The following is a 25,785-nucleotide window of genomic DNA, read 5'->3' on the forward strand; positions in this document are numbered from 1 at the left end:
CGGTTCGGGCGACCTGTGCGGTCGTCAGTCCCCGGCCTCGGCTCTGACCCGCTGGTTGTCATAGGCGCCCATTTCCTCGTCATCGATCTCGATGACATACGGCTCAACCGGGCGCTTGAAGCTGGTCATCCTGCCGTTTTCATCCTTTTTCAGCTGCGTATGGCAGAACCAATTCTCGTTATCCTTTTCCGGGTAGTCCGCGTAATGATGATAGAGTCCCCAGCGGCTTTCCGTGCGGAACAGGGAGGCGTGGGCCGCCATATCCGCGCAATCGAGAATCGACCGAGCTTCCAGCGACCGCATCAGCTCATGTGAATCCCGGACGACCATGTGTTCCAGGTCGGCGCGGACTTCGGCAAAGCGATCCTGCGCCAACTGCATCTTCCGCGTGACTTTCGGCGGTTGCAGGTAATCGTTTACCAGGCGGCGGGTCTTGTATTCGATCTGGTTCGGCGGGATGCCGTCCTCGCGTTTCGTCGGGGCCAGAACACGTGTCATTTCGGCCTCGACCTGTCCGTCGTCGAAGGCCGCGAAGTCATGCTCCGCGACGAAATCCACCGCATCCTCGCCGGCAAAGGCGCCATTGGTGAACGCGCCCAGCATGTAGTTATGCGGCACGCTCGCCATATCGCCGGCGGCATACAGGCCCGCGACCGATGTCCGGGCATTTTCATCGACCCAGACGCCCGAGGCGCTGTGCCCGGAACAGAAGCCGATCTCCGAGATATGCATCTCGATCATTTCGCGGTTGTAGTCGGTGTTGCGGTTTTCATGGAACCGGCCGCGCGTCGGGCGCTCCACATTGTGAAGGGTTTTGGCGATTTCCTTGACCGTATCCTCGTGCAGATGATCCAGCTTCAGGAAGACCGGGCCCTTGCCGGATTGCAGTTCATTATAGAATTCCTGCATCATCTGGCCGGACCAGTAGTCGCATTCGATGAAGCGCATGCCCTCGTTGTTCGCGGTGTAGCCGCCGAACGGCCCGGCGACATAGGCGCAGGCCGGCCCGTTATAATCCTTGATCAGCGGATTGATCTGATAGCATTCGAGGTTCGTGAGCTCGGCGCCGGCATGATAGGCCATGGCGTAACCGTCGCCGCTGTTTGCGGCGTTTTCATAGGTCCCGAAAAGATAGCCGGAGGTGGGCAGGCCGAGTCGTCCCGCCGCGCCCATGCACAGGATGACGGCCTTCGCCCGGATGACGAGGAATTCGCTGGTGCGCGTGTTCACGGCGATGGCGCCGGCGATGCGCCCATCCGCGCCGTTCAGCAGCCTTGTCGCCATGAAGCGGTTGGAAATCAGGATCTGCTTGCGGCGCAACTGGCGGTAAAGCGCTTTCTTGACCGTGTCGCCGTTCGGCATCGGCAGGACATAGGTGCCGACGTGATGCACCTTTTTCACGTCATACTCGCCCGTTTCGTCCTTCTGGAACCGGATACCGAAGGAATCGAGTTCGTTGATGATGTCGAAGCAGTTCTCGGCGTAGCGCAGCACCGCCTTCTGATCCACAATTCCGTCATTCGCGACGGTGATTTCCTTCGTATACTGCTCCGGCGTCGCATGGCCCGGAATGACGGTGTTGTTCAGCCCGTCCATACCCATCGAAATGGCGCCGCTGCGCTTTACATTCGCTTTTTCAAGCAGCACGACCTTGGCGTTGGGGTTCTTGCACTTCGCCTTGTATGCCGCCATCGGCCCGGCGGTTCCCCCGCCGATTACAAGGATGTCGGCGTCGACATGGTGCAGGCCCGATTGAATGTCATCCATTTTCTTTACTCCATACCGGCGAAATATTTTTGCCGCTCCAGTACCTGAATGGCAGTTGCGGCGCTTTGGCGTCAGCAATTACTTGCCATCGGACATTTTTCGTTCGTTGCGATTTCGCGGAGCCAGGCCCAGGGATAAATCCCGCGATGTTCCCCGTCGGAAAAGACAAGGTTCAGGGCGTATGTGCCAACCAGCCGGGCATCCATGATCGTAATGTCGCCGGGAATCTCGGCGTCGGCGCCATCGATGCGCGCGCGAACCGCGCCGGAAGAGCGGCAGTTGCGGCGTAGTACCGCGGCGCTGAGGCAATGCGTTACACCGCCCTGCCAGCTGACCGTCAGCGCGCGCCGGTCATCCAGCACCATGATCTTGAGCGGCGGGCCGGAAACGGGGCGTTCGTCGGGGAATATCTGTTCCATGCGCCAAGACTGGCAGGCGCTGGAAAGGGATCCGAGCAATTAATTGCGCAACGCAGCATTTCCGTTCGCAGTGCCCATATTTTGCGATTTCCGGCGCGCAAAAAAATGGCCGATCCTGCGGCAGGAATATTTAAAGTACTGTTATAATTTAGTTAATGTAAATACGTGGCGGAGCGCCGCCACAACACATACATTCGGTCTCTGCAATGGCGCCCGGGAATCCCGGCACGTTTTACACTGTTGGCGATGCCCGGCGTATGTTACAGGGGGATCCGCACTCGCAGTGCATTACCGTCCCAGGGAAAACACGATCCGACAATGCGCGCATACCCGGACTCCCCCCCTCAGGCGCAGCCGCCGAAAACGTATGCCCATGCAGTGGCGCGCTGGTGTATTCGACCATTGATTGGCACAGCCGTTACTCCAAATCACCTCACGACATTACGTTTGGTGACGGGTGTGGCCGCGGCATTGGCTTTAGCTGCGGGAACCCGCGACTGGGCAATCGTGGGCGGGACGGTCTTTCTTGTCTCGGCGATGCTCGACAGGGCGGACGGCGAGCTCGCGCGCCTCAGCGACCGGTCGAGCCCAGGCGGACATTGGTATGACCTGTATTCGGACATGGCGGTGAATGTGGCCGTATTCATCGGCATCGGTTTCGGACTCGTCGATTCGCCGCTTGGCGTGTGGGCGCCTGCCATGGGCGTTGTTTCCGGACTTTCCATCGGCGCCATTTTCCTGATCGTGTTTCAACTTCACGATCAGGGCAGCCACCCCAACGCGGTTTTCAGATATCCCAAGGGTTTCGATTTTGACGACGCCCTCTTTATCGTCGTCCCATGCGCCTGGTTCGGCGGTCTCCTGCCGCTCCTGATTGCGGGCGCCATCGGCGCACCGGCCTTCCTGGCGTTCTCAATCATAAAATGGCGAAAAGGCCGTACCCGTCCCTAAAGCCACCCCTGCGCCCGGTACCAGGCAATCGAATCACGAACGGATTCTCTAATGCAGCGGGGTTGAAGGCCGAGTTCCGCCAGATCCGGCGCCGTATCGAAAAACATGTTGCGTCGCGTCAGTCTTACGCCTGTGACCGTCGCCATGGGCATTGAATGACTGATATAATCCGCCCAAAACTCGCTGATGTAGGCCGTCCCCAGGGCAACGGCATATGGCACCCGCCAGCGCGGCACGGCGCGCCCCACTTCTTCGCCGACCAGCCGCAACCATTCGGACAGGTACAGGTTTGTATCGCCCAAGACGTATCGCGCACCCTTGCGACCCTTTTCCATGGCAAGAACCATGCCCCAGGCGACGTCGCGCGCATCCATGAAGTTCAGCCGGCATTCCAGAAACGCCGGCATTTCGCCGCGGCAGAATGCCACGGTCATGCGCGTGGGCGGCGTCCGCTTCCAGTCCCCCGGGCCCACCGGAAGCGTCGGCGTCACGATGACAATCTGCGCCCCGTCCGCGACCATTGCATGCACGGCTCTCTCCGCCCGGAACTTGCTGACGCAGTAGGGGCCCGGCATGTCGCTTTCATCGAGATCCAGCCGGTTATGTGCGTTTTCCTTCGACGGCGGCGGCGCGAGAATGCTTTCGGTGCTGGTATAGAGAATCTCCGTAATCCCCGCGTCAACCGCGGCGCGCATGACATTCACGGTGCCTTGATGGTTTACGGCATCGAATGACCGCCGGTCCCGGTGCCACAGGTTGGGGTCGGCGGCAAGGTGGTAGACCCGATCGCATCCTCGCACGGTCGGTCGCACGGCCGTCGCGTCCCGGATATCCGCTTCGACCACGTCGATCCGGTCGATGGGCAGATGATCCAAACATGCGCCGGGCTTCTCCAGCACGCGAACGTCCTGGCCCTCGGCAAGCAGGAGGGAAATGAGGTGCGCGCCCAGAAACCCGCCACCGCCTGTAACGAGATTCATCGCAAAACCCCCGCCGGCAATGCTTCCGCGAGCCTTGAGAAGTTCTCCCGCCCGATAGGGTGTGTTCCCGAGGCAATCTCCCTGACCATCGAACAGGCTGCCCGGTTGATCGGACATGGAAAGTCCCTTGCGATCCTGATCAGGTGACCATTATAGGCGTCGACCTCCGTCCGGCCCGTCGCGATATCCGGCGCCATCGAGCAATAGGTTCCCTTCAGTGACGGACGAAAAAACAGCGCCATCGCGTATGGCAACAAGGGTGTACTGAGTATTCGGGATACGGTCTTCGGATGAAAGGGACCAATTCGGGCGAGTTCAACCCTGCAATGATGCAGAATGGCGTAGTTTTCGCGCAGTAACGCAAAGAACAGCCGCGTGGCCAGCGAATCCGTCAGCAATTCGCCGTTATCGACCCCCGCCGCGGCGGCCAGCGGCGATATTGCCGCGTTGTACATCAGCTTGGCCGATTTGTAGGGCAATATGTTATCGACATACCGCACCCTGAACAGTTTTCCCCCCGCCAATGCATCGGCCAGCAGCGCCAGATCGCCCGTTTCTTTCGCTGACGCCGATCGGCGCGTGCCGATGTGCAACTCGCCGGGCCGTGTAATCCGCGTAACCGGGCTGCTTCGATCGCATTCGGAAACGAATGACGATATCCCTTCGCCGGCGTGATTCAATTTTTCGAGTTCGGGGTCGACTCCATTCTGAACCGGCACGAGGCAAGCGTCCGTCGTGAGCCGTTCAATGACAATGGGATTGTCGTAGGTCTTGGTGCAGATGAGGATGTAACCTGACGCTGGCGGGTTCCATTCATCGAACGCAACGAAGGGCGCCCGGACGGTGCCGTGCCCGACAACCGTCAAACCCTCGCTTGTGCCCCTCGCCACCTTTTCCGGATTGGCGTCGACGAGCGTAACGTCGTGCCCGGCCTGCAATAGCGACCACGCAAGGCTTACACCTATCCCGCCAGCCCCGACTATATGGATCGGCGGCATCAACCCTGTCTTTCTGGCGGTGCTGTGTTTCGACTTCATGGGACAAATTTATCCGCATTCTTCATTAAACCAGTCAGCCAATACACCTGGACCCCCACGGCAAAAACCGGAAGCATGAGCCATGTGATATGGAACGCCTCCAGTACAAGGACCAATAGCCAGAAATCCGCGCGGAACAACCCGCGAAAGACATAAATGATCCTTTCCTGAAAATTCTCCGGAAGCGCAGCTTCGCCCGGGATCCTTGGTTGTTCCTCACCTCTGCTGGCGCGAAGCCATTCGCGGCACCACTGTGCAAAAGTATTTATCGTCGTCCCCACCGCTGCCGCCGCACCCAACCACAACCATATGGAGCTTCCGGAAACACTGAACGCGCCATAGCCCAGTCCCAGGAAGAATGCCGAATGCACTATCCAATCGACAACGTCGTCCAAAACAGCACCGAACCGGCTTGATTTCCCCGTCAGTCGCGCGACCTCGCCGTCGCAATAGTCCATAAGCGAACAAATCGCCCAAAATAGAGCGCCGGTTATCCCCCAAAAATGAGTCCCTACAGAAAAGCAGCCAGCGCTTGCCAGCCCGGCCACCAAGCCGAGGAACGTCACCTGATTGGGCGTGAATCCAGCACGGGCCAGCACGGGGCTTACCGCATGAGATATCCGCCGAATGACCGGAAAAACCTGTTGTTGCGCCATTTAGGTCAGCCCTATTGCGTTACTTGCCGCAAAAATAGTCTCACCTCCTTGTAGGTAATCTTCGGCTCCTCCAGCGCCTATGTTACTTCTTCATGATCTTGCGCCTGTAGCTTAGAATCAACCATCGTTGCAGCAATAATTTTCCACGCCTGTTCACATGAAGCCTGTCCTTGGCCGTGTGTCAGGGAAATGTCATACGGCTGCCGGCCCTCCGGGTGGCGCAGATTGCCCGGCCCGCGCCATTCAGGCACGATCACCGGACGGACAGGTCCTTCCGCACGGAACCCTGCGCCGCAAAACGGTTTTTACAGGCAGGGAGACGCATTGAATGTCCTACGATCTGATTATCCGCAACGGGTTCGTCGTGGACGGAACCGGCACGCCCGGCATTGCCGCCGATATTGCCGTCCGCGATGGCGTAATCGCGGAAATCGGCCAGGTCAGCGGCGCGGCAACGACGGAAATCGACGCCGCGGGGCGGGTCGTGTGCCCGGGATTCGTCGATATCCATACCCATTACGATGCCCAGATCTGCTGGGACCCGATCCTGGGCTCCTCGGCGGAGCATGGCGTCACGACCGTCGTCGTCGGCAATTGCGGCATCGGCGTCGCCCCCAGCCTGCCGGAGCACCGCGAAATCAACGCGCTGGATCTGGTGAGCCTGGAGGGCATGTCAATCGACGTGCTGGCGGCCGGGGTCACCTGGGAATGGGAATCCTTCGAAAGCTACATGAGCTATGCGGAATCGCGCGAGCCCGGCATCAATATCAGTTTCCTGATGCCATTGGCGGCGCTGCGCCGCTATGTCATGGGCGACGCCGCCGTCGAACGCGCCGCGACGGAAACGGAAACCGGCCGGATCGCGGCGCTGCTCGAATCCGCCATGCGGGCCGGGGCGAACGGGTTCAGCACCACCACCATCGCACGCCAGAAGGGCTGGCAGGGCCAGCCGCTGGCCTGCACCCTGGCGAGCCTGGACGAATTGCGCTGTTACGCCCGGGTGCTGAAGAAGGTCGGCCGGGGTGTGATCCAGACGAACTGCGCCGACCGGCTGGGCAATCTGAGCGACAGCGAATTCGCCCTGCTGGACATGTTCCTGACCGAGAGCGGCCGGCCCGTCAGCTGGTCCGGCGCCGTCAGCAGCAGCAGCGACCGACCCGAAGCCTTCGCCGCCTATCTGAAGAAGATCGAACCGCTGGTCGCGAGAGGCGGCAAGCCGCAGGGCACCTCGCGGCCGTTGACAATCGAGGTCGGGCTGCGCAATCCGTTCTTCATGACCGACCTGGATGCCGGCGGCAAAGTGCTGGGACAGTCCTTCGACGAACAGATGAAGCACTACAGCGACCCCGCCTACCGCCGCGCGGTGCTGGCGGAATGGGAAGCCGGCGGCAAGTTCTTTTCCGCCGCCTGGAGTGAAAGCCAGGTGCTTCGCGTCAAGAGCCCGGCGATGCATAAGTATCTGCGGCGGACCGTCGCCGAAATCGCCGCCGAGCGCGGCGATGCGCCGATAGATACATTCTTCGATCTCGCCATCGAGGACGGGCTGGAACTGAAATATCTCGGCGGTATCGCCAATGCCGAACCCGACCGGGTCGAGGCGCAGGTGCAGGACGACCGCATCCTGATCGGCATGTCCGATGGCGGCGCGCATGTCGATATGCTGCTGGAATCGGGCTACACGACCTACATCCTGGGGCACTGGGTGCGCGACCGGCAGGCCATGAGCCTCGAACGCGCCATCCACCGCATCACCGCGGAACCCGCGACGCTGTTCGGCATCACGGGCCGGGGGCGGCTCGCGCCCGGCATGGCGGCGGACATCACGATATTCGACCGCGACAGCGTCGGCTCCGCGATGAAGGCAACAGAGGTCCGCCGCGACCTACCCGCGGGGGGCGAACGACTCTACACGCCGCCGCGCGGTATAGACTATGTCATCGTCAACGGCGCGGTCCTGTACGATCACGGACACTGCACCGGCGCTCGCGCGGGTCGCGTGTTACGGCAATAAAACAGGTCGCTTTTGATCGGACGCCAACTTCAAGCGTCCGGCGGTCCCGGCCTTGTTCATGGCGGATCAATTAAGACAGCACTTCTTGAACTTCTTGCCGGAACCGCATGGACAGGGGGCGTTGCGGCCCGGATTCGGTTGTTTCCCGTCCACGGACGCCACATGCGGCTTTGTCTGCGCGAGTCGTACACGATGCAGAATTTTGACATGCGCCGCGATCAGGTCGGGCGCGAGGTCTTCCAGTTCCTCATCGATCTCCAGGGGCTCGATATCGTTTGGATTGGTTGCCAGTTCCGTGAGCCGACTGAGCACGAATAACGCCTGCTGGAGGTCGGCGTCTTCGATTCCAACGCAGGCAATCCAGGCATCGGGGCGCAGGCGCATGGCTTCCATGAATCCTTCGATCCATGTTTCCCATAGAATGGTGCCGTCGAAATCGATGTCGAAGATGGGATGGTAGCGCCCCCTGTCCAACTGGCGGATGATGTCATTGTAATGGCCCAGTATCAGGTTGCTGACGGTTTTCAGTTCTTCCACGCCGTCGAATTCGGGGCCTTCATCGTCACCCCAGATAACGGGCATCCATTCGCCAGGCATAATCAGGTCGGGACAGACAATCACCCCCGCCAGGAACCCGTCCAGCTCGCTCAGCAGCATGGCGTCGTCGCCGGCGGAGTCGCTCAGCAGAAAGTCGTCCAGTTGCCGGAGCTTCTTCGACAGGCCCTTACTCATCCGTTCCTCCCGTTCCGTATCCTGGGCAGGCGTTCGCCGCTACCGCAAATTTCATGATCGGCAATGCGGGCGATTGTTTCGGCCTGTATCCAGCCCTTGCAGGTCCCGGCATGATCCTGCGGCGGCGCGGCCGGGCGCGGGCAGCCTGACCGGCGTGTCGTCCGTGTCGTGCATAATGGATTTCTATCAGATCGGAGACCACCCTGAAATCCCCGCCCGTTGAAAAAGCCGTGTGACACAATGACGGCGAGCCTATATCCCTATTGCCATGAAAGCTGGCAACAAGACCTCCGGTGCGCGGTTGCGGGTCGTGCTGGAGCCGAACATCGCCATCGGACCGGGCAAGGCCGACATCCTTGAGGGAATCCGGCAGACGGGCTCGATCGCGGCTGCCGGGCGGCGGATGGGCATGAGCTACAAGCGCGCCTGGCTGCTGGTCGAATCGATGAATGCCTGCTTCAAGCGCCCGCTGGTCGAAACCCGTCGCGGCGGGCAGGCCCGCGGTGGCGCCATCCTGACACCCGACGGCGAAGCGGTACTGGCCTGCTATCGCCGGATGGAGGCGCTGACCGCCCGGGCCATCGCGGACGAGATGGCGCAGCTTCGCGTGCTGATGGCCGACATGTCCGGATAGAAATAACGATTGCCGGCGCCCGTCTCCGCCGATATGTTTAAATGAACATGTCGGCGGAGAGTCCCATGAGAAGTATCCCCGCAGTGCTGGTGCGGTCCGTCGGCGCAGCACTGGCAGTCGCCCTGCTGAGCCTGTCAGTCGTCCCGGCGCCCGCGCACGCAGATGAAGCGCTTGTTGTGGTCGCGACGAACTTCAAGGAAGTCGCGGGCGAACTGAAGACCATGTTCGAGGCGGAAACGGAACATACGGTCAATATCACGACAGGCTCCACCGGCAAGCTCTACGCCCAGATCAAGAATGGCGCACCGTTCCACGTTTTCATGGCGGCCGACCGGGAACGGCCGAAGCGGCTCGAGGACGAAGGGGATGGCGTGCCCGGAACCCGCCTCACATATGCCATTGGCCGGATCGTCCTGTGGAGCCCCGATGCCGGCCGGATATCCGGCAATGGCGTCGAAGCGCTCAAGGCCGGCGATTTCGACCACCTTGCCATCGCCAACCCCGAACTCGCGCCCTACGGCCTCGCGGCGAAGCAGACGCTGCGGTATTACGGCCTCTGGGATACGGTATCCGCCAGGATCGTCATGGGCCAGAACATCGGCCAGGCGCACTCGATGGTGGCGACGGGTAACGCGCAAATGGGCTTCGTCGCCAAATCCCATGTGGCCAGCCCCGGCAACAGGCAGCCGGGCAGTTCCTGGGACGTGCCGGGAGAAGCATACGACCCGATCCGGCAGGACGCGGTGCTGCTGAAAGCAGGCGCGGAGAACGCGGCGGCGCGGGCGTTTCTCGATTTCCTCCGGTCGCCCTGGGCGCGAGAGGTCATCGGGCGGTTCGGGTATGGCGTGGAACAGCCATGATTCTCCCCGATCTCGGGCCGCTCTGGCTTACCCTTCATCTGGCCCTCGTAACGACGGCGATCCTTGTCGTGATCGGGACGCCGCTTGCGTGGTGGCTCGCGCATACCCGGTCGCGCGCGAAATCCGCGGTCGAAGCCGTTACCGCCCTGCCGCTGGTGCTGCCGCCGACAGTGCTCGGCTTCTACCTGCTCGTCTTTCTCAGTCCGACATCGCCGATCGGCAGCCTCTGGGTCAGCCTGACCGGCGGCACGCTGACCTTCTCGTTCACGGGTCTGGTGGTCGCATCTGTCTTTTACTCGTTGCCGTTCACCGTGCAGCCGCTTCAGGGCGCGTTCGAAACCATCGGTCGGGGGCCGCTCGAAGCCGGGGCGACCCTGCGCGCGTCGCCGCTCGATACCTTCTTCACCATCGCCGCCCCGATGGCGGCGCGGGGCTATCTGACGGCGACGGTGCTGACCTTCGCGCACACCATCGGCGAATTCGGCGTGGTCCTGATGGTGGGCGGGAACATCACCGGCAAGACCAAGGTGATTTCAATCGCCATCTACGAACATGTCGAGACGATCAACTACGCCGATGCGCATATCCTGTCGGCCGGACTCCTCGTCTTTTCCTTTCTCGTGCTCCTGTTCGTCTACACCGCGAACCGCCGTTTTCCGATCCATTTGGGGTAAGCGATGATTGATCTGACCGTTGACGCGCGCAATGCCTATCCGGATTTCGAACTCGATATCTCTCACCGCTTCGGGCTCGACGGCATTACCGCATTGTTCGGCCCCAGCGGTTGCGGGAAAACCACGCTGCTCCGCATCATCGCCGGCCTTGAGAAAAACGCCGAGGGCCGCATCGCCTTCGGCGACGAGGCGTGGCTTGATACCGGGGACGCTATCTTCGTACCGCCGCACCGGCGGGGCGTCGGTTACGTCTTTCAGGACGCGCGCCTGTTCCCCCACCTGTCGGTTGCGGGCAATCTGCGCTATGCGGCCCGCCGCTCTGCCGGGATCGATCGTCGCATCGAATTCGACGATGTCGTTACCGCACTGGATCTGGGCGCGCTGCTCCCCCGGCGCGTTGGCGCGCTGTCGGGCGGCGAACGGCAAAGGGCGGCGATCGGACGAACGCTCCTGACCCGGCCCCGCCTCCTGCTGATGGACGAACCGCTTGCCGCGCTCGATATCCAGCGCAAGGCGGAAATCCTGCCTTATATCGAACGGCTTCCAGGGGCGTTCGGCGTACCGGTCATCTATGTGACGCATGCCATTGACGAGGTCGCAGGTCTGGCGCGTCGCATGGTGGTGCTTGCCAACGGAAAAAAGGTCGCCGAAGGACCGGTGGCGGCCGTGCTGGAACGTCTCGATCTCCAGCCAGCGACCGGGCGCTTCGAGGCCGGGGTGGTCCTCACCGCCCGTATCGTCGGACATGACAACCGGTTCCACCTGACGCGCCTCGACCATCATGGGCAGGCCATCGACATACCCATGGTGGAGCTGCCCATCGGCAGCGCGGTACGCCTGCGCGTCCGGGCCCGCGATGTATCCCTGGCGACCGAGCGTCCAGGCAAGGTTTCCGTCCGCAACATCCTTTCCGGCACTATCAGCCAGATTGAGGAAGAGGCGGATACAGCCTTTGCCGAGACGCTGGTGGATGTCGGTGGCGCGAATCTGCGCGCCCGGATCACACGTGCTGCTGTTGCCGATCTCTGTCTCTCGCCGGGAACGCCAGTATTTGCACTGGTGAAGTCCATAGCCTTCGACCGACGGGCCCTGGTAAGCGCGGGGGAGACGTCGCATCCCGAACCCGCTGAGACCGGGCGTGTTTAAGGCAATGGCTGGCTCGCCAATGCTCGCCGTGCCTGGCCCCTCTGGCGATCCCGCCGACACGTGAATCCACTTTACCTGATGACGACAACTTCTGGTGGCGCGGGGTTATTGTCGGGCTTTTGAGCGTCCACCCGATGACACATCGTCTGTGCCGTCGTTTCCGGCAGTACGCGCGCGCGGTGGCGCGGCTCCCTGGAATGGTTCGGCGCCGTGGTTGAACTGTGCGTTCACGCGACAGTCGCCACACATCTTCAGCCTGTCCGCCGCGGCCGGATCACGGAATATCGGATGGCTTCCGGCGAGCTGCGCAACGACGCGTTCGATCGAGGCGCGGGTACCGAACGGCGTACCGCATCGAACACATTCGAACGGCTCCTCTTCTTTCAATACGCTCGGTCGACGGGTATCCTCGCCGAACCGCAGACGCGGGGCGAGCGTGATGGCTCCTTCGGGGCAGGTCGCATGGCAAAGCCCGCATTGCACGCAGCAATCTTCGACGAACGTAAGCTGTGGCATTTCGGGATTGTCCCCCAGCGCGCCTGTTGGACAGGTCGGCACGCAGGCAAGACAAAGCGTGCAGGCGTGCTGGTCTACCGAAATTGCTCCGAATGGCGCGCCGTCCGGGAGGTCTATCGCGTCGGTTGAACGTGGCGCCGCATCATGCAAGGCGCCCAGCGCCAGCCTGATCACATCGCGGGGTTGGCCCGCTGGCCTGAAACCTGCGGCTGCCGGATTGGCGTCCGGCACATCGTCATATAACCACTCCTCCAGGGCTATCGGATCAATGTCTTCCCACAGCCGCACCCGTCCTGCGCCGTAGCCCAGTCCTTCGGTTACCGCGCATGCCAAAGACACCGATTTCCGAAGCGCCTCGTTTCCGGCAGCGGCGGCTGGGTCTGCTACGAGGATGACACGGGTTGCGCCGAAAGCGAGGGCCGGCAAGGTGAGGTCGAGACCCGCCTGGCCGGGCTCGTCCACGATGAAGGGCAGCACGTGAGCCGGCAGCCCCCGGCTGCAATGAGACATCAGCCGGATCGCCTCCGCACCACGTTTTTTATCATGGATAAGAACCACCGGCGCTTTGCCGCCGGCATCACGATAGGCAAGAAGGAGGCTTCGCATTCGTTCACCCTGTCTTTCGGCAGCTGCCTCAAAATAGGTCGCAGCACCGGTCGGACATACGGAATGACAGAGTGCGCAGCCGTCGCAGATTCCCGCGTCGATAGCGACAACGTCCTTGTCCGGACTGATGGCCGAGAGCGGACAGGCATCGAGGCAACGCGTGCAGCCTTGCAGTCCATTGCGCGCATGTGCGCAGCGATCGGGTCGATAATTAACATAGACGGGTTTTTCGAATTCCCCCACCAGGCCCACGGCGTCGAATAATGCCCTTTCGACGGCGGCCGGATTTCCCGGATCGGGACGCAAATAGCCATGACGCCTTTCGCCACCCGGGAGTAGAGGCGTACCGCCGCTCAGGTCGACGACAATATCGCAACTGGCGGTAGCACCATCATGCGTTGCCCCAAAGCCAAGACCGCCGCGTGAGGACGGCGATACAGCGGCATAGCCGTCTACCCTGAGGTCGAACCGGCCAAGGTACCCGCTCAGTGTGACAACGCGTCCTGAAAAAATGGGGAACGCCACGCTGTCCGTGCTGACGATACTGTCGCCGGACCCGCGGGTATCCAGAAGCAATGTTACGTCAAGCCGTTGCGCAAGGCGTGCCGCCGCGTCCAACGCTGTCTGATCCCGCCCGTAGACAAGACACCGTCCCTCAGAGGTTAATGTCATCGTATCGGTAGTTACCGGGTCATCCACCGCCGCGGCGAGGAGCGCTGCAATCTTGGGCAAAGCGTCTCCGGCACGTTCCGACCAGCCGGCGCTTTCGCGTATGTCGACAAATTGTATCGGATCGTCACGGTGGGCTTCAGCAGCCATCTTGCGGAAAAGCGCTTCCTGGTGACGGCACGCAACAACAATTGGATCGCCGTTTTCCGCGAAGGCCCGGGCCGCGATTTCTCTTTCCGAGCCGCAGAGCGCTGTATGAATGATGTCGCCATCTTTTTTCCCAAAATGCCGCGAAAGGCCCGGTCCATCAATGTCCATCGTGCCTTCGCAGTCACAGATCAGGTAACGCTTACCGTTAAATTTCATGAGCCCTCCTGTTGAAGAAACGCCTGGAGGACAATTAGGTTCGGGTCCTCGCGCAGTTTACATTCACACCGCCGCCACCATGTTAATAAGGAGCGGGCGGCAAAAAGGATGAAGGGACGAAAAATGGCTTCCCTTTGGGTCGGCATTTTAGTTGAAAAGCGTGCGGCAATTAGTGCATGGCAGAATTGGTCGTGGGCGGTGCGAGCGGTAATTCCGGTAAAGACGGATATTGCCAGGGAAGAATGGCAAGTCCTGATCAGGGAAGAAGAATATGCGCTGTTCCATACCGGGCATCTGCCGGTCGAACTGCATCGCGCAGAGACGGCGGCCTATAAGCAAAATCTTGGCATGGAGAATCCTGTCGTTTATGTCGCGGTTCGGCCACATCCTGTGGCGACCGGGGAGGGAGCGATCATGCCGTACCTTGTTACTGTTTCTCCCGACGAAGCGATGGCCTGTACAGAAGGCGACGATGCCGTATTTCCCGTAGCGATGCCTGGTTTCATCCGCGTCTGGCTTGATCGCTTTATTGAATTAAATCATCGGGAAGCGCATTTCGAAAAGCGGAAGCGCAAGGGCGGCGGGGCCGGGGAGCACGGCACAGCGCCGACATATGCCGGCCCGTCTGTCGCGCGAGCGGGCTGGGAGATCCCGGATCGTCATGGCTGAACGCGATCGGTTGCTTTTGCGATGGTCACGGCGCAAAAAAGAAGCTGTTGCGGACGAGGCGGCGGCGCCGCCACCGGCCCCAAAGGCGGAAACCAAGACGGAAACCGAGGTCGAGCCGGACGAGCCTTCGGCCCTTCCCGACATCGCATCGCTCGGGCGCGACTCCGACTATTCGGCTTTTATGCGACACGGAGTCGACGACGTATTGCGCAAGAATGCTCTGCGGAAGCTGTGGCGCGCCGATCCTTCTTTTTCGGAACTTGATGGACTTGTCGAATATGGCGAAGATTACACAGCGAAAGGAGCGATGGGGAGAGTCGTGCGCACAGCCTGGCGCTTCGGCCTCGGCATGACGGACGCCCTGAAGGCCGATGGAACCGACAGCGATAACGGTTCCGAGGAGCCTTCTGGCGACGACATACAAGCTGAGCAGAACGATAAGGCCGAATCCGGGCGCGCCGGAAGCGGGACCGTGTGATGGAACAGTGATGTCGGAACCGGATCGCGACAACCAGGCGCGCAGTCGATACTACATGCTGCTCGGTCGTCTTCTGGCCAGGCCGCCTGACCGAATGCTGCTCGATATGCTGCGCGGCTTCGATGGGGACCGCGGCCCCGTCGGGGCGGCACTGGATGAAGTCGCGCTGGCGTCGGCGGAGACTGACGAATGCGAGGCGCGACGTGCGTATGAGACGATCTTCATCGGCGTCAGCCGCGGCGAACTGATTCCCTACGCATCCTATTATCTGACGGGCTTTGTCGCTGAGCGGCCCTTGGCCAAGCTTCGTAGCGACATGGCGTTACTCGGGATTGCGCGTGCGGAAGGGGTACATGAATCCGAAGATCACATCGCAGCACTGTGCGAGATGATGGCTGGTATGCTGACAGGTGCATTCGGTACGCGCAAGGATCTGCGTACGGAATCCGATTTCTTCGAGGCGCATCTGGCACACTGGGCGCCTCGCTTTTTCGAGGATTTATCCCGAACCAGGCATTCGAAATTCTATGCTGCGGTCGGCGGGTTGGGTTCCCGCTTTATGGATGTGGAAAACGCATTGCTGCGCTGGCAGCGTGGACGATCCCTATAGGCGCACATTCTCTGTGGAATTGAACCGGGCGCTGTCGATTTCCACGGCATTCAGCGCGAAACCGGCCGCAATAGCGACTCCGATCGCAACACAGGTACCGGCAAGAAACATTTTCATGGGTTCTTCCCCCGACTGTCGATTTCATTCTGTACCCACAGCGAATGGTGTTCCTCGGCCCAATTGCGGTCGACGTCGCCGGACCACATCGCGTCTATTGCGCCGACCATGCCTACAGTACCGATGTAGATATGGCCGATAATCACCGCGGTCATTATCAGGCCAAGCGCGGCGTGGACGATCAGGGCCCACTGCATGCCCTCGATACCGAACCAGAAGAACGGGAACATCAAGGTAAGCCCGCTCAGGATGAGCAATCCACCGCCGATAAAAACGCTCCAGAAGATCAGCTTCTGGCCGGCATTGAATTTTTCGGCGGGCGGGTTTTCGCTCTTGTCGCTCATGAATCCGCCGCCGCGCTTCAACCACTGCCAATCGACCTTCTTCGGTAGATTGCGACCCGTCCACATCACGACCATGCAGAGGAGCCCCAGGGCGAAGGCGACAGAGAAGGCCACGTGGGTGTAGAGGCTCGCCTGAGCGAGCCACCTGTAAGCGACAGCGCCCATCCAGGGTTTCAGGAGCATCTGGCCGTAGAGCAGAACCAGACCCGTTAGCGCCAGCATGACGAAACTTGACGCGGTGAACCAGTGGTTGGCGCGCTCGAGCGGCTCGAAGCGGCGGACCGTTTTTCCGCTGAATCCCTCCTTGAGGGGGATCCTGCCCCGGATCAGAAGGAACAGCGCCAGCAGCAGTGAGAACCCGAAGATCACCCAGCCGCCGCCATAGGTGATTTCGTGGTTATGGAGCCGCCGCCAGTCGCGTCCCTGCGGCTGCTGCAGCATACTGGCGCGGGGATCGGCGAGTGTGGGCGAGATACCGTTGATGAACCCTCTGTCGCGCAGCATCTGCCAGTCCCGGTCTTCATCCGCAAGCCACTGTCGGGTCAGTTCGGCTGGCGCGATGCCGGAACTGCGGGCTTCCAAATCTGTACCGAATACAGGATTGCTGCGCGCGCCATCGGGCGAGGGGCCCGATTCGCCGCGATAACGCTGTAGCCGCGTTCGTTCCCGAAACACCTGTTGCGCCGGTTCGTCGGACGGCAGCATATCCTGCGGCCCCCCATCGGTAACACCGCCGGTCGGTACGATCACAGGCTGATGCCCAAAGGTTCCGGCGATGGTCAGTCCGAGCAGGGCCCCGACGACAATAACGGTAATCGCGGCGCCAATCCGTACCATGTCAGCCTCTCTGTTTCAGTTGTCGTTCCACTCTTGGCCCGTGCCGGCCGCTCGCGACCCGTAATAGGCGGTCGACCATCCCCAGGCACCGGAGCCATAGCCACGGTTGGAGACGCGCTCTTTATAGATTTCACCGACTTCGTCGCCGTCGCCGGCGAGCAGCGCGCGTGTGGAGCACATCTCGGCGCAAAGCGGCAGCTTGCCCTCGGCGATCCGGTTGCGGCCGTATTTTTCGTACTCGGCCTCGGAGCCGTTATCTTCCGGTCCACCGGCGCAGTAAGTGCACTTGTCCATTTTTCCGCGGCTGCCGAATGTCGTCGCCTGTGGATACTGCGGTGCGCCAAACGGACAGGCATAATAGCAGTACCCGCAACCGATACAGATATCCTTGGAATGGAGGACAATTCCGATTTCGGTTTGATAGATGCAATCGACCGGACACACCGCGATGCAAGGCGCGTCCGTGCAGTGCATGCAGGAAATTGAAATCGATTTCTCCGCCGGTGTGCCGTCATTCAGTGTGACGAGGCGCCGCCGGTTCATGCCCCACGGCACCTCGTGCTCGTTCTTGCACGCCGTGGTGCAGGCATTGCATTCGATGCACCGCTCGGCATCGCAGAGAAATTTCATGCGGGCCATGACGGCTCTCCTATCCAGTACTGATGCGGCACAGGGTTCCCTTTGATTCCTGCATAAAGGTCACGACATCGTAGCCGTACGTCATGGCCGTATTCGCGGCCTCGCCCATGACATATGGCGCCGCGCCGGGCGGATAGCGGGCGCTGATATCCTCGCCCATCCAGTACCCTCCGAAATGGAACGGCATGAATACCGTGCCGGAACCGACACGTTCGGTGATCATGGCTGCGACACGGACGCGCGCGCCTTCAGGCGTATGCACCCAGATCATGTCGTCTTGCACGATGTCGTGTCTGGCGGCCTCGCGCGGATTGATTTCCGCGAACATCTGCTGCTGCAGCTCGGCAAGCCATTTGTTCGCACGTGTTTCGTCGCCGCCGCCTTCATACTCAACCAGACGTCCGGTTATCAGGATAAGCGGGAATTCGCGGCTTACGTCACGCTCCTGAATTGACTGGAAGAGCACGGGCAGCCGATAATCGCGGCGATCGCTATAGGTCCCGTATTTCGGCAGAAGATCGCGACGCCGTGTATAAAGCGGCTCGCGGTGGACGGGCACCGGATCGGGAAACGTCCAGATTGACGCACGGGCGCGCCCGTTGCCGTAAGGCGCACAGCCATGGGCGATGGCAACCCGCTGGATTCCGCCGGAAATGTCCGTTTTCCAGTTCACCCTGTCGAGCGTATCGTCCTCCGCAACTCGGCGGATCGTTGCCATTTCCTCGGCGGTTAGGTCGCTTTCCCACCCCAGCCGGCGAAGCATTCCATATGAAAATTCCGGGTATCCGTCCTGGATATCGGAACCTTCCGGCCAGCTGTCCTCGGCCAGAAGAGTGTCGCCTTCATGCTCGACGCCCCAGCGAGCGCGATACGGAACGCCGCCCTCAGCCACCGGCTTGCTGATGTCGTAGAGCAACGGCGTGCCGGGATGTTTCATCTCCGGCGTACCCCAGCATGGCCACGGGAGGCCGTAATATTCGCCCTCCACCGGGCCGCTCATGCCGCGTGTCGTGGTGCTGTCGAACTTGTCCTGATGCTGCATGTGCAGTTTTAGCCGCTCCGGCGACTGCCCGCTGTATCCGACGGTCCACATGCCGCGATTTATCTCGCGCAGAATGTCCTCCGGCACAGGTTTGTCCTGCTCGACGTTGATATTCCGGCACAGCTCTTGCTCGAAGCCGAATTTCTTTGCGAACAAATAAGTGATTTCATAATCGGACTTCGCTTCGAAAACCGGATCGACGACTTTTTCCCGCCATTGAAGCGCCCGTTGCGAGTTCGTGACCGACCCCGCGCATTCCATCGTGCTGCCAGCAGGTAGCAGGTACGTTCCGTCCCTCCGGTCCGACAGGACCGAAGTCAGTGTGGCCACCGGATCCCAGACGACGAGAAGGTCGAGCTTGTCCAGGCCTTTCTTCAGATCGGGCTGGCGGGTCATGGAATTCGGCGCATGACCCGCGAAGACCATGGCGCGGATGCGGTCAGGCTGATCCAGGTCCTGCACGTCTTCGAGAACGCCGTCGAACCAGCGCGAGACCGGTATTCCCTTGGTTTCCATAAATTCCTGGTTGAAGAAGCGTCCCTTCAGCCACTCGTAGTTCACATTCCAGACGCGCGACCAATGCTTCCAGGCTCCTGTGCTCAACCCGTAGTAGCCGGGCAGATCGTGGCACAGCAGGCCCAGGTCCGTTGCGCCCTGCACATTGTCATGACCACGAAAAATATTCACGCCGCCGCCCGACTGGCCCATGTTGCCTAGCGCAAACTGCAGGATGGCGGCGGCTCGGGTATTGTTGTTGCCGATATGCGACTGGGTAAGGCCCATGCACCATACCAACGCACCAGGCCGGTTTTCGTGCAGCATGCGGGCGATGCGGCGTACCTGTGACGGTCGGACGCCGGTTATGTGTTCGACTTCGTCCGGCGTGTATTCGGCAACGACCGCGCGCACCTGATCCATGCCATAGATCCGCTTCTCTATGTGGGCCCGATCCTCCCAGCCATTTTCGAAAATGTGCCAGAGAATACCCCAGATGAAGGCGACGTCGGTACCAGCCCGGACCCTGACATATTCGTTGGCATGCGCTGCGGTGCGGGTAAATCGGGGATCGACGACGATAATCTTCGCGCCCTTTTCCTTGGCATGGAGTACATGCAGCATGGAGACAGGATGAGCTTCCGCCGGATTGCCGCCGATGATGAAAATGCACTTCGAATTGTGCATATCGTTGAAACTGTTTGTCATCGCGCCATAGCCGAACGTGTTCGCGATACCGGCAACCGTCGTTGAATGGCAAATCCGGGCCTGGTGGTCGACATTGTTCGAACCCCAGAAGGCCACGAACTTGCGGAATAGATAGGCTTGTTCGTTGGTGAATTTCGCGGAGCCGAGCCAGTAAACGGAATCCGGACCCGATTCCGCGCGAATCTCCAGCATTTTGTCGCCGATCTCATCAATCGCCTGGCTCCACGGAATACGCTGCCAGGTGCCGCCGACGAGTTTCATCGGATACTTGAGGCGACGCTCTCCGATAACGAGTTCGCGCGTGGAGGCGCCTTTGGCGCAGTGCGTACCCATGTTTACCGGGCTTTCAAACGCCGGCTCCTGCCCTATCCACACGCCGTTCTGCACTTCTGCCCAGATACTGCAGCCGACGGCGCAGAACGGGCAAACCGTCTTTTTCCGCTCGATTTGACTGTCACTGTATGATTCTTGAGCGTCAGCCCTTTTCACCATGGTGAATTCGAGAGCCGCTGCGGCTGGAATTGACGCCGCCGCCACGCCCGATCGCTTCAGGAAAACGCGCCGGGAGACCCGTGCCGGAGGCCCCTTTTTCGTGTCGGTCGACCAATTCAGGCCGGATCGGGATTTCGGTGCAGTGCTCGTTTTCAAAGGCATTAAGTTCGGTTTCCTCCGCCCGACAAAGCAACCGCTTCAATCAGAAGCGCGAGAGGCGATAAAATTCACGAATGTGGTCCGTTTCCCGATAAATCGGCTGATAGGGATCAGACCTTCCGGTGACGTCCTTCGGCGCAACGTCAGTCCCCAGGGTAGAGGCGACCAGCCCGCCAGTCGTCGCTGTAGCGGCGGACCACGAAATGAAGGAGCGCCTGTTCAACAGCGGCTTCCCTCCTGAACTGTGCTGTCTGCTCCGTGACATGTACTTCCCACTCCTGATGGCGTGCATGGGACGGTCGGCTCTTCAATAGAACGGATGGCAGTTTGTTAGGTTCCAGCTTTTAAAAAATTTGCATGCGTGCGTCAGGCATAGGTGCCCTTGCTATCCGGAAATTCCGAATGAGCGGAACCACGTTCGATTGATCGAGTTTATGCTTCGACAGTCGCGATCAGGAGCGGAGGCGGACATGGCAACCAGGAAAAACCGCAAGCATGTCCATGACCATGTCGCCGCCACCAATCCGAACCTGTCCGCGAGCGAACAAAAGGCGGTCGAAGAACGGAGCCGGTTGCCGCCGGTGATGGTCTACGAGATCGTCAGGGAAGAGGGGCTGCGGGAGGTCGGACGGCCCGTCGCAGCGTTGTGGTGGTCGGGAGTCGCCGCCGGCATGACCATCGGTCTCTCGGTCTTAGGCGAAGCGATACTGACCGTACACCTGCCTCAGACCGATTGGTCTCCATTGGTCGCCAAGTTCGGCTATACGGCTGGATTCCTCATCGTCATCCTGTCGCGCCATCAACTGTTCACGGAAAGCACAATCACGCCAATCCTGCCGCTGATGGTCCGGCGAACCTGGTCGTTTGCTTACGCTGTCGCGCGGCTTTGGCTCGTTGTGTCGCTCGCCAACCTTACAGGTGCGCTGATATTCGCGGTGTTCTGGACGCTTACGGATATTACCGACGCGGAGACATTATCCGCAATGCACGAACTGGGCCGGCACACGATGGCGAACGACCCGGTTACAATGTTTATCCGGGCAATCGGGGCCGGGTTCCTCATGGCATCGCTGGTTTGGGTTCTGCCCAGCGCGAAAGAGGCGGCTTTCTGGGCTGTTGTCACCGTAATCTACCTCATCGCCCTCGCGGATTTCGTGCATATCGTATCGGGCGGCGTCGAGGTATTGTTGCTTGTGGTCGCCGGAGAGGTCAGCGTTTTCGATTTTCTCCTTGCCTTCGGCGTACCTGCATTCGTCGGAAACGTAATCGGCGGCACCGCGCTTTTCAGTGTGATCGTGTATGCCGAGGTGCGCCGCGAGTTGAATGTCGGTGACGAAACTTGAGCGGAGCACCAGAAATTCTCTTAGATGTGGAAGCCGGTCCTTTACCGATCAAGGGACCACCCCTCACCCTCGGTGGCGCGCATTTGCCCGGCTGCGGCCGTTGCAGTTGCAGTAAGCTGCACAGACCAATTCGGAGGATCATCAGAGCATGAATAGCTTTATCGAGATCAGACGTTTCGATTCACCTGACGAGCGGCTCGACATGAAGATGCACGGCGGCATCTCTATCGTGAAGATGGCTGACGGCACCACCGGGATGCGCGCGATCTTTGAGCCGGGCTGGACCTGGGAGGCCGACGAAAAGCCGCTTCTCGGCAACCCCGATGCGTGCCCGATGCACCATGTTGGCTACTGCGTCTCGGGGACGCTCGCCGTCCAGATGATCGATACGGGGAACGAGACGCGCATCCGGCAGGGCGATTTTTTCGACATCCCGCCACGCCACCATGCCCATGTCGAGGGGTCGGAACGTGTCGAACTGGTTCTCTTCGCACCACCCGACGCGCATTGAGCCGCGGACGAACTTTGATCCGATCTGGAGCAAGCCGATGACAGCGCCGCCGGAGCGCAGCCGAGAGCGCCGCCCTTCCTGGAGCTGAGGGATATTAGCCTCGACCGCGTCAGCATCCGCGGTGCCACGTCAGCACTGCCCGAAAGCGTCGGAGTTGAGCGCGAACGCCGCGCTGCGACCATCAAGAAAGTGCCTGAAGCCCCGATTCCTGCCGAAGCAAGTCCCTCCCCGCGGTGTCATCATCAGCGCAACCTCAGCCGAGCGGGCCATATTTACTCGCGACGCCCTGGCGCGACGCCTTGAGGAAGTCGGTCTGTTCATGACCATGACCGCAGGCGGGGACAAGATGTCCGTTCAGAAGGACGCGGACCGGGTCAGATTCATCCTGCTCGAGCGGACGAAAAGGGTAAAATACAACCCGACGCCCGAGGAGGTCGCTCGGGAGGAAAGACGAAAGGAAAATCAAGTACGCTCCTGTCTGCGCAACGACTGGGACAGCAACTCATTTGGCAGTCGACCCGGGCACGCTTTGGCGCCGGCGACAATGCGAAGAAAAGTAGTGAATGGTTGAGATCGCGTTGCCCTTGATCGGAGGTCTCATTCTCCTCGTTATCGGGGGCGAGTTACTCGTACGGGGCGCTGTGCAGGTCGCGACGCGGTTCGGCGTTTCGCCCCTGGTCATCGGGCTCACCCTCGTCGGCTTCGGGACATCCACCCCGGAACTCGTGACCTCGGTTCAGGCTGCCCTGAGCGGGTCCCCGGGAATCGCTTACGGCAACATCGTCGGCTCGAACATCGCGAACATTCTGCTCATCCTCGGGGCATCGGCCGTGTTGACGCCCATTTTGGTCACGTCAAACGCGTTGAAGCGGGATTGCGCGGTTATGGTCGCCGTCACGCTCGTGTTTGCCGCAACGGCAGCTCTCATGCCGCTTGGCGCCTTGATCGGTGTCCTGTTCGTCGCAGCCCTTGCGCTCTATGTCTTCGCCGCCTTTCGGCAGGAGCGGCAACTTGCGACAGGCGATCACGGCGCCGTCTATGAGAAGACGATGGCTGCACAAGCGGTGGATCCTGCCCTCATTCCCGTCGAAAGCCCGACGCGCCCGGTTTTCATGTCGCTGTTCGTGGCCATCGCCGGATTAGCCCTCGTCGTTCTCGGTGGCTACTTTCTGGTCGGCGGCGCGGTCGCGCTCGCCCGGTCGCTCGGCGTCTCGGAGACGATCATAGGCCTGACGATCGTGGCGGTCGGGACCTCCATGCCGGAACTGGTCACGTCGATCATGGCGGCAATCCGCAAGCAGACCGATGTCGCTTTTGGCAACATCGTCGGGTCCAACATCTACAACATCCTCGGGATCGGAGGCGTTACGGCAACGATTGCCCCGACCCGGGTGCCGCCCGAGATCGTCCGCTTTGATAACCTGGTGATGATCGCGGCTTCGATCCTGCTTGTGGCCTTTGCCTATACCGGCAGACGTATCAGCCGGTGGGAGGGCGGATTGCTGGTGGCGCTCTATATCGGCTACGTGGCGTGGCTCTGGCCTTATAGTACATCAGGTGTGAATGGAACCAGTCGCGGTTCCATTCACACCTGTGAACATGCCATATTTTCAATAGGATAGATCAGATTCACATGTCTGGTTGGATCGCCAGAGGCGATTCCAATCAAGCACGATCTGACCTAGCCGACGGGACCGCAACTGCGGTCCATCCACGAGGCGAGCCGTCAAGGCTGGCTCCGGAGTTGCGGACGGATATGACCGTCTCATCTTTCCACCCCGGCTACCAAACAGCGCAACTTGAAGGATGCAAAGGTGCCAACGAGCAGTCGCGCGCGGACGGCTGCAACGGAAAATGACGGCGACCAGTCGCCCAATGCGCTCCTATTTCCATATGAAGCCGGGATAGGCGAAACGGGAAAGGCCGATGCCGACGAGTATCGCCAGCACCGCAGCGATCACCGCTCGGATGGCCGCGCTGTTATTCTGAGCTCTGGTGCCCGACAACGTTGCTTCTCCCCGAAAAGTCCCGGGAGAAGCGTAGGGTAGTCAGGAAATCGTTCAAAATGATTATATCAGATAGCCGTAATCTGAAATATAGATATCTGGCCTTGCTCTGCGGCGACCTGGCTGGGTTTCCAGGCCTCGCGCGCCGCGTCGAGAAAATGGGTGAGAGCGCTTGACGCATAGGTATCGTGGCGTCGGATAAAAGCGGTCTGCACCCTGTTCTCGCTACCGCCCAGCGAGTGAACGGCGACACGCCCTTCAGGGCAGGCCGATCCAACGAGACGCCGGGGGAACAGGGTGAGGCCGAGGCCGGCCGAGACAGTGCTGAATATCGATTCGAGCGTGCCGAATTCCAGGAGCCGAAAACCGACGACGCCTCGGCGGGCAAGAGCTGCCTCCAGAATCAACCTGTAGGAGCACCCCGCGCGCAGCACGATGATCTTCAGGTTGGGTTTGGAGAGATAGACGTCCAGATCCTTCACGTCCGGCGCCGTCAGCACCACCAACTCTTCGTCGAAAAACACCTCCTCGGCCAATGCAGAGTGATTGACGGGGCCGCAGACGAAGGCGCCGTCGAGTTGCCGTTCCAGAACCTGATCGATAAGTTCGCAGGTCGTCCCGGTCCGCAGGGTCAGATCGACATCGGGATAGGTGCTCGTGTAACCCGCCATCACTGGGGAAAGACGCATCGCCGCTGTCGTTTCCAGCGTTCCCACTGTCAGAGGTCCCGCAGGGGTCCCATTGTCGATCGCCGCCTGGCGGGCGTCGGTAAGCACACGGGCGACTGCCGCCGCATAGGGCAAGAGGCGCTTACCGGCCGGCGTGGGGCTGACTCCCCGGTTGCTCCTGAGCAGGAGCTGGACGCCCAGTTCCTGTTCCAGCGCCTGGATTCGCGTGGTCACATTCGATTGCACGGTATGCAGCTCTTCGCTGGCCCGGCTCATGCTGCCCAGCCTGACGACCGTCTCGAAGATTCTCAGATCAGCCGCATCCATTCCCGTACCCTTTCCCAGTCTGCGCGCGACCTCCCTCAAGCTATCTAACGGCTAACGTATATCAGCGTGCCCGAACAGTAAATTAGCGTGCAATAGTGAGCCACCCCGAGGAGAGGTGCCGAATGACCGAACGACAAATTACAGCAAAGCCTTCAAGACAGAGGCGGTTCGCCTACTGGAGCTTGGTGAGATGCCGGCAGCGCCCCTGCCGGATTTGGTGGGGACTCGTTGTCGGGGGTTGGGAGCAACTGCCCCTACAATGCCAGCGGCGTCTTGCCGGAGATCCGGGTGAGCTGGATGCCGAGCCACCCATCGA

General features: G+C 60.7%; 25 protein-coding genes. 13 read left to right on the plus strand and 12 right to left on the minus strand.

The window, feature by feature from the left end; translation table 11 throughout:
* Positions 1-24: 24 nt before the first annotated feature.
* Positions 25-1,767, minus strand: coding sequence for a fumarate reductase/succinate dehydrogenase flavoprotein subunit (locus WD767_05180; GenBank protein MEX2615467.1), 1,743 nt, complete (start codon positions 1,765-1,767; stop codon positions 25-27).
* A 71-nt stretch (positions 1,768-1,838) separates the two neighbouring features.
* Positions 1,839-2,186, minus strand: a complete 348-nt coding sequence (locus tag WD767_05185) for a DUF971 domain-containing protein (protein ID MEX2615468.1) — start codon at positions 2,184-2,186, stop codon at positions 1,839-1,841.
* 318 nt (positions 2,187-2,504) lie between these two features.
* Between WD767_05185 and WD767_05190 the strand changes: the two genes are divergently transcribed.
* Positions 2,505-3,137, plus strand: coding sequence for a CDP-alcohol phosphatidyltransferase family protein (locus WD767_05190; GenBank protein ID MEX2615469.1), 633 nt, complete (start codon positions 2,505-2,507; stop codon positions 3,135-3,137).
* Here the strand turns inward: WD767_05190 and WD767_05195 are convergent.
* The 3 genes from WD767_05195 to WD767_05205 are packed head-to-tail and all read right to left on the minus strand — an operon-like array spanning position 3,134 to position 5,810.
* Positions 3,134-4,117 (minus strand): NAD-dependent epimerase/dehydratase family protein, encoded by a 984-nt coding sequence (locus WD767_05195; protein ID MEX2615470.1) that lies wholly within the window; start codon positions 4,115-4,117, stop codon positions 3,134-3,136. The two genes, WD767_05190 and WD767_05195, sit on opposite strands and share 4 nt — an antisense overlap.
* Positions 4,114-5,154: an FAD-dependent oxidoreductase gene (locus WD767_05200; GenBank protein ID MEX2615471.1), complete on the minus strand. Its 1,041-nt coding sequence runs from the start codon at positions 5,152-5,154 to the stop codon at positions 4,114-4,116. Before WD767_05200 ends, WD767_05195 begins: the two co-directional genes overlap by 4 nt.
* A complete protein-coding gene (locus WD767_05205) occupies positions 5,151-5,810 on the minus strand; it encodes a CDP-alcohol phosphatidyltransferase family protein (GenBank protein ID MEX2615472.1) in 660 nt (219 codons plus the stop codon). The genes WD767_05200 and WD767_05205 overlap by 4 nt, the downstream gene beginning before the upstream one ends.
* Before the next feature lie 328 nt (positions 5,811-6,138).
* Between WD767_05205 and WD767_05210 the strand changes: the two genes are divergently transcribed.
* Complete coding sequence (locus WD767_05210; GenBank protein ID MEX2615473.1) at positions 6,139-7,821, plus strand: amidohydrolase family protein; 1,683 nt, start codon at positions 6,139-6,141, stop codon at positions 7,819-7,821.
* Positions 7,822-7,887: 66 nt separating this feature from the next.
* Here the strand turns inward: WD767_05210 and WD767_05215 are convergent, their stop codons facing one another.
* Positions 7,888-8,553, minus strand: a complete 666-nt coding sequence (locus tag WD767_05215; protein MEX2615474.1) for a UPF0149 family protein — start codon at positions 8,551-8,553, stop codon at positions 7,888-7,890.
* Positions 8,554-8,821: 268 nt separating this feature from the next.
* Here WD767_05215 and WD767_05220 point away from each other — a divergent pair, with 268 nt between their 5' ends.
* The 4 genes from WD767_05220 (at position 8,822) to modC (ending at position 11,867) form a co-directional block, all read left to right on the plus strand.
* Positions 8,822-9,187 (plus strand): ModE family transcriptional regulator, encoded by a 366-nt coding sequence (locus WD767_05220; GenBank protein ID MEX2615475.1) that lies wholly within the window; start codon positions 8,822-8,824, stop codon positions 9,185-9,187.
* Between the two features lie 65 nt (positions 9,188-9,252).
* Positions 9,253-10,047 (plus strand): molybdate ABC transporter substrate-binding protein, encoded by a 795-nt coding sequence (gene modA / locus WD767_05225; protein MEX2615476.1) that lies wholly within the window; start codon positions 9,253-9,255, stop codon positions 10,045-10,047.
* Positions 10,044-10,721, plus strand: a complete 678-nt coding sequence (gene modB, locus WD767_05230; GenBank protein MEX2615477.1) for a molybdate ABC transporter permease subunit — start codon at positions 10,044-10,046, stop codon at positions 10,719-10,721. The genes modA and modB overlap by 4 nt, the downstream gene beginning before the upstream one ends.
* Positions 10,722-10,724: 3 nt before the next feature.
* Positions 10,725-11,867, plus strand: a complete 1,143-nt coding sequence (modC, locus tag WD767_05235) for a molybdenum ABC transporter ATP-binding protein (GenBank protein MEX2615478.1) — start codon at positions 10,725-10,727, stop codon at positions 11,865-11,867.
* 105 nt (positions 11,868-11,972) lie between these two features.
* Here the strand turns inward: modC and WD767_05240 are convergent, their stop codons facing one another.
* Complete coding sequence (locus tag WD767_05240; protein MEX2615479.1) at positions 11,973-14,024, minus strand: 4Fe-4S binding protein; 2,052 nt, start codon at positions 14,022-14,024, stop codon at positions 11,973-11,975.
* A 108-nt stretch (positions 14,025-14,132) separates the two neighbouring features.
* Between WD767_05240 and WD767_05245 the strand changes: the two genes are divergently transcribed.
* From WD767_05245 to WD767_05255, 3 genes are read left to right on the plus strand one after another with little or no spacing between them, the layout of a single operon-like run.
* Positions 14,133-14,693 carry a DUF3305 domain-containing protein gene (locus WD767_05245; GenBank protein ID MEX2615480.1) on the plus strand — a complete coding sequence of 187 codons (561 nt, stop codon included), beginning with the start codon at positions 14,133-14,135 and terminating at the stop codon, positions 14,691-14,693.
* Positions 14,686-15,171, plus strand: coding sequence for a DUF3306 domain-containing protein (locus WD767_05250; GenBank protein ID MEX2615481.1), 486 nt, complete (start codon positions 14,686-14,688; stop codon positions 15,169-15,171). The genes WD767_05245 and WD767_05250 overlap by 8 nt, the downstream gene beginning before the upstream one ends.
* Before the next feature lie 10 nt (positions 15,172-15,181).
* Entirely contained in the window at positions 15,182-15,781 is a 600-nt protein-coding gene (locus tag WD767_05255; protein MEX2615482.1) for a molecular chaperone TorD family protein, read from the plus strand.
* Here WD767_05255 and WD767_05260 read toward each other — a convergent pair.
* The 4 genes from WD767_05260 to WD767_05275 are packed head-to-tail and all read right to left on the minus strand — an operon-like array spanning position 15,776 to position 20,617.
* Positions 15,776-15,898 (minus strand): hypothetical protein, encoded by a 123-nt coding sequence (locus tag WD767_05260; protein MEX2615483.1) that lies wholly within the window; start codon positions 15,896-15,898, stop codon positions 15,776-15,778. The genes WD767_05255 and WD767_05260 overlap by 6 nt on opposite strands.
* The gene (locus WD767_05265) at positions 15,895-17,079 is read right to left on the minus strand and encodes a formate dehydrogenase subunit gamma (protein MEX2615484.1); all 1,185 of its coding nucleotides are present in this window, start codon (positions 17,077-17,079) and stop codon (positions 15,895-15,897) included. The genes WD767_05260 and WD767_05265 overlap by 4 nt, the downstream gene beginning before the upstream one ends.
* A gap of 15 nt (positions 17,080-17,094) precedes the next feature.
* Positions 17,095-17,718 (minus strand): formate dehydrogenase FDH3 subunit beta, encoded by a 624-nt coding sequence (gene fdh3B, locus WD767_05270; GenBank protein ID MEX2615485.1) that lies wholly within the window; start codon positions 17,716-17,718, stop codon positions 17,095-17,097.
* 10 nt (positions 17,719-17,728) lie between these two features.
* On the minus strand, positions 17,729-20,617 hold the full coding sequence (locus tag WD767_05275) for a molybdopterin-dependent oxidoreductase (GenBank protein MEX2615486.1): 2,889 nt from the start codon (positions 20,615-20,617) through the stop codon (positions 17,729-17,731).
* A 467-nt stretch (positions 20,618-21,084) separates the two neighbouring features.
* On the opposite strand from WD767_05275, the gene WD767_05280 reads away from it, so the two are divergent.
* The 4 genes from WD767_05280 (at position 21,085) to WD767_05295 (ending at position 24,090) form a co-directional block, all read left to right on the plus strand.
* Positions 21,085-21,957, plus strand: a complete 873-nt coding sequence (locus tag WD767_05280; GenBank protein ID MEX2615487.1) for a formate/nitrite transporter family protein — start codon at positions 21,085-21,087, stop codon at positions 21,955-21,957.
* A gap of 148 nt (positions 21,958-22,105) precedes the next feature.
* Positions 22,106-22,468 (plus strand): cupin domain-containing protein, encoded by a 363-nt coding sequence (locus WD767_05285; protein MEX2615488.1) that lies wholly within the window; start codon positions 22,106-22,108, stop codon positions 22,466-22,468.
* Positions 22,469-22,622: 154 nt separating this feature from the next.
* Positions 22,623-23,039 carry a hypothetical protein gene (locus WD767_05290; GenBank protein ID MEX2615489.1) on the plus strand — a complete coding sequence of 139 codons (417 nt, stop codon included), beginning with the start codon at positions 22,623-22,625 and terminating at the stop codon, positions 23,037-23,039.
* Positions 23,032-24,090: a calcium/sodium antiporter gene (locus tag WD767_05295; protein ID MEX2615490.1), complete on the plus strand. Its 1,059-nt coding sequence runs from the start codon at positions 23,032-23,034 to the stop codon at positions 24,088-24,090. Before WD767_05290 ends, WD767_05295 begins: the two co-directional genes overlap by 8 nt.
* Positions 24,091-24,542: 452 nt before the next feature.
* Here the strand turns inward: WD767_05295 and WD767_05300 are convergent, their stop codons facing one another.
* A complete protein-coding gene (locus WD767_05300; protein ID MEX2615491.1) occupies positions 24,543-25,469 on the minus strand; it encodes a LysR substrate-binding domain-containing protein in 927 nt (308 codons plus the stop codon).
* Positions 25,470-25,785: the final 316 nt, after the last annotated feature.

This window comes from Alphaproteobacteria bacterium (genome assembly GCA_040905865.1).
Classification (GTDB): Bacteria; Pseudomonadota; Alphaproteobacteria; order UBA8366.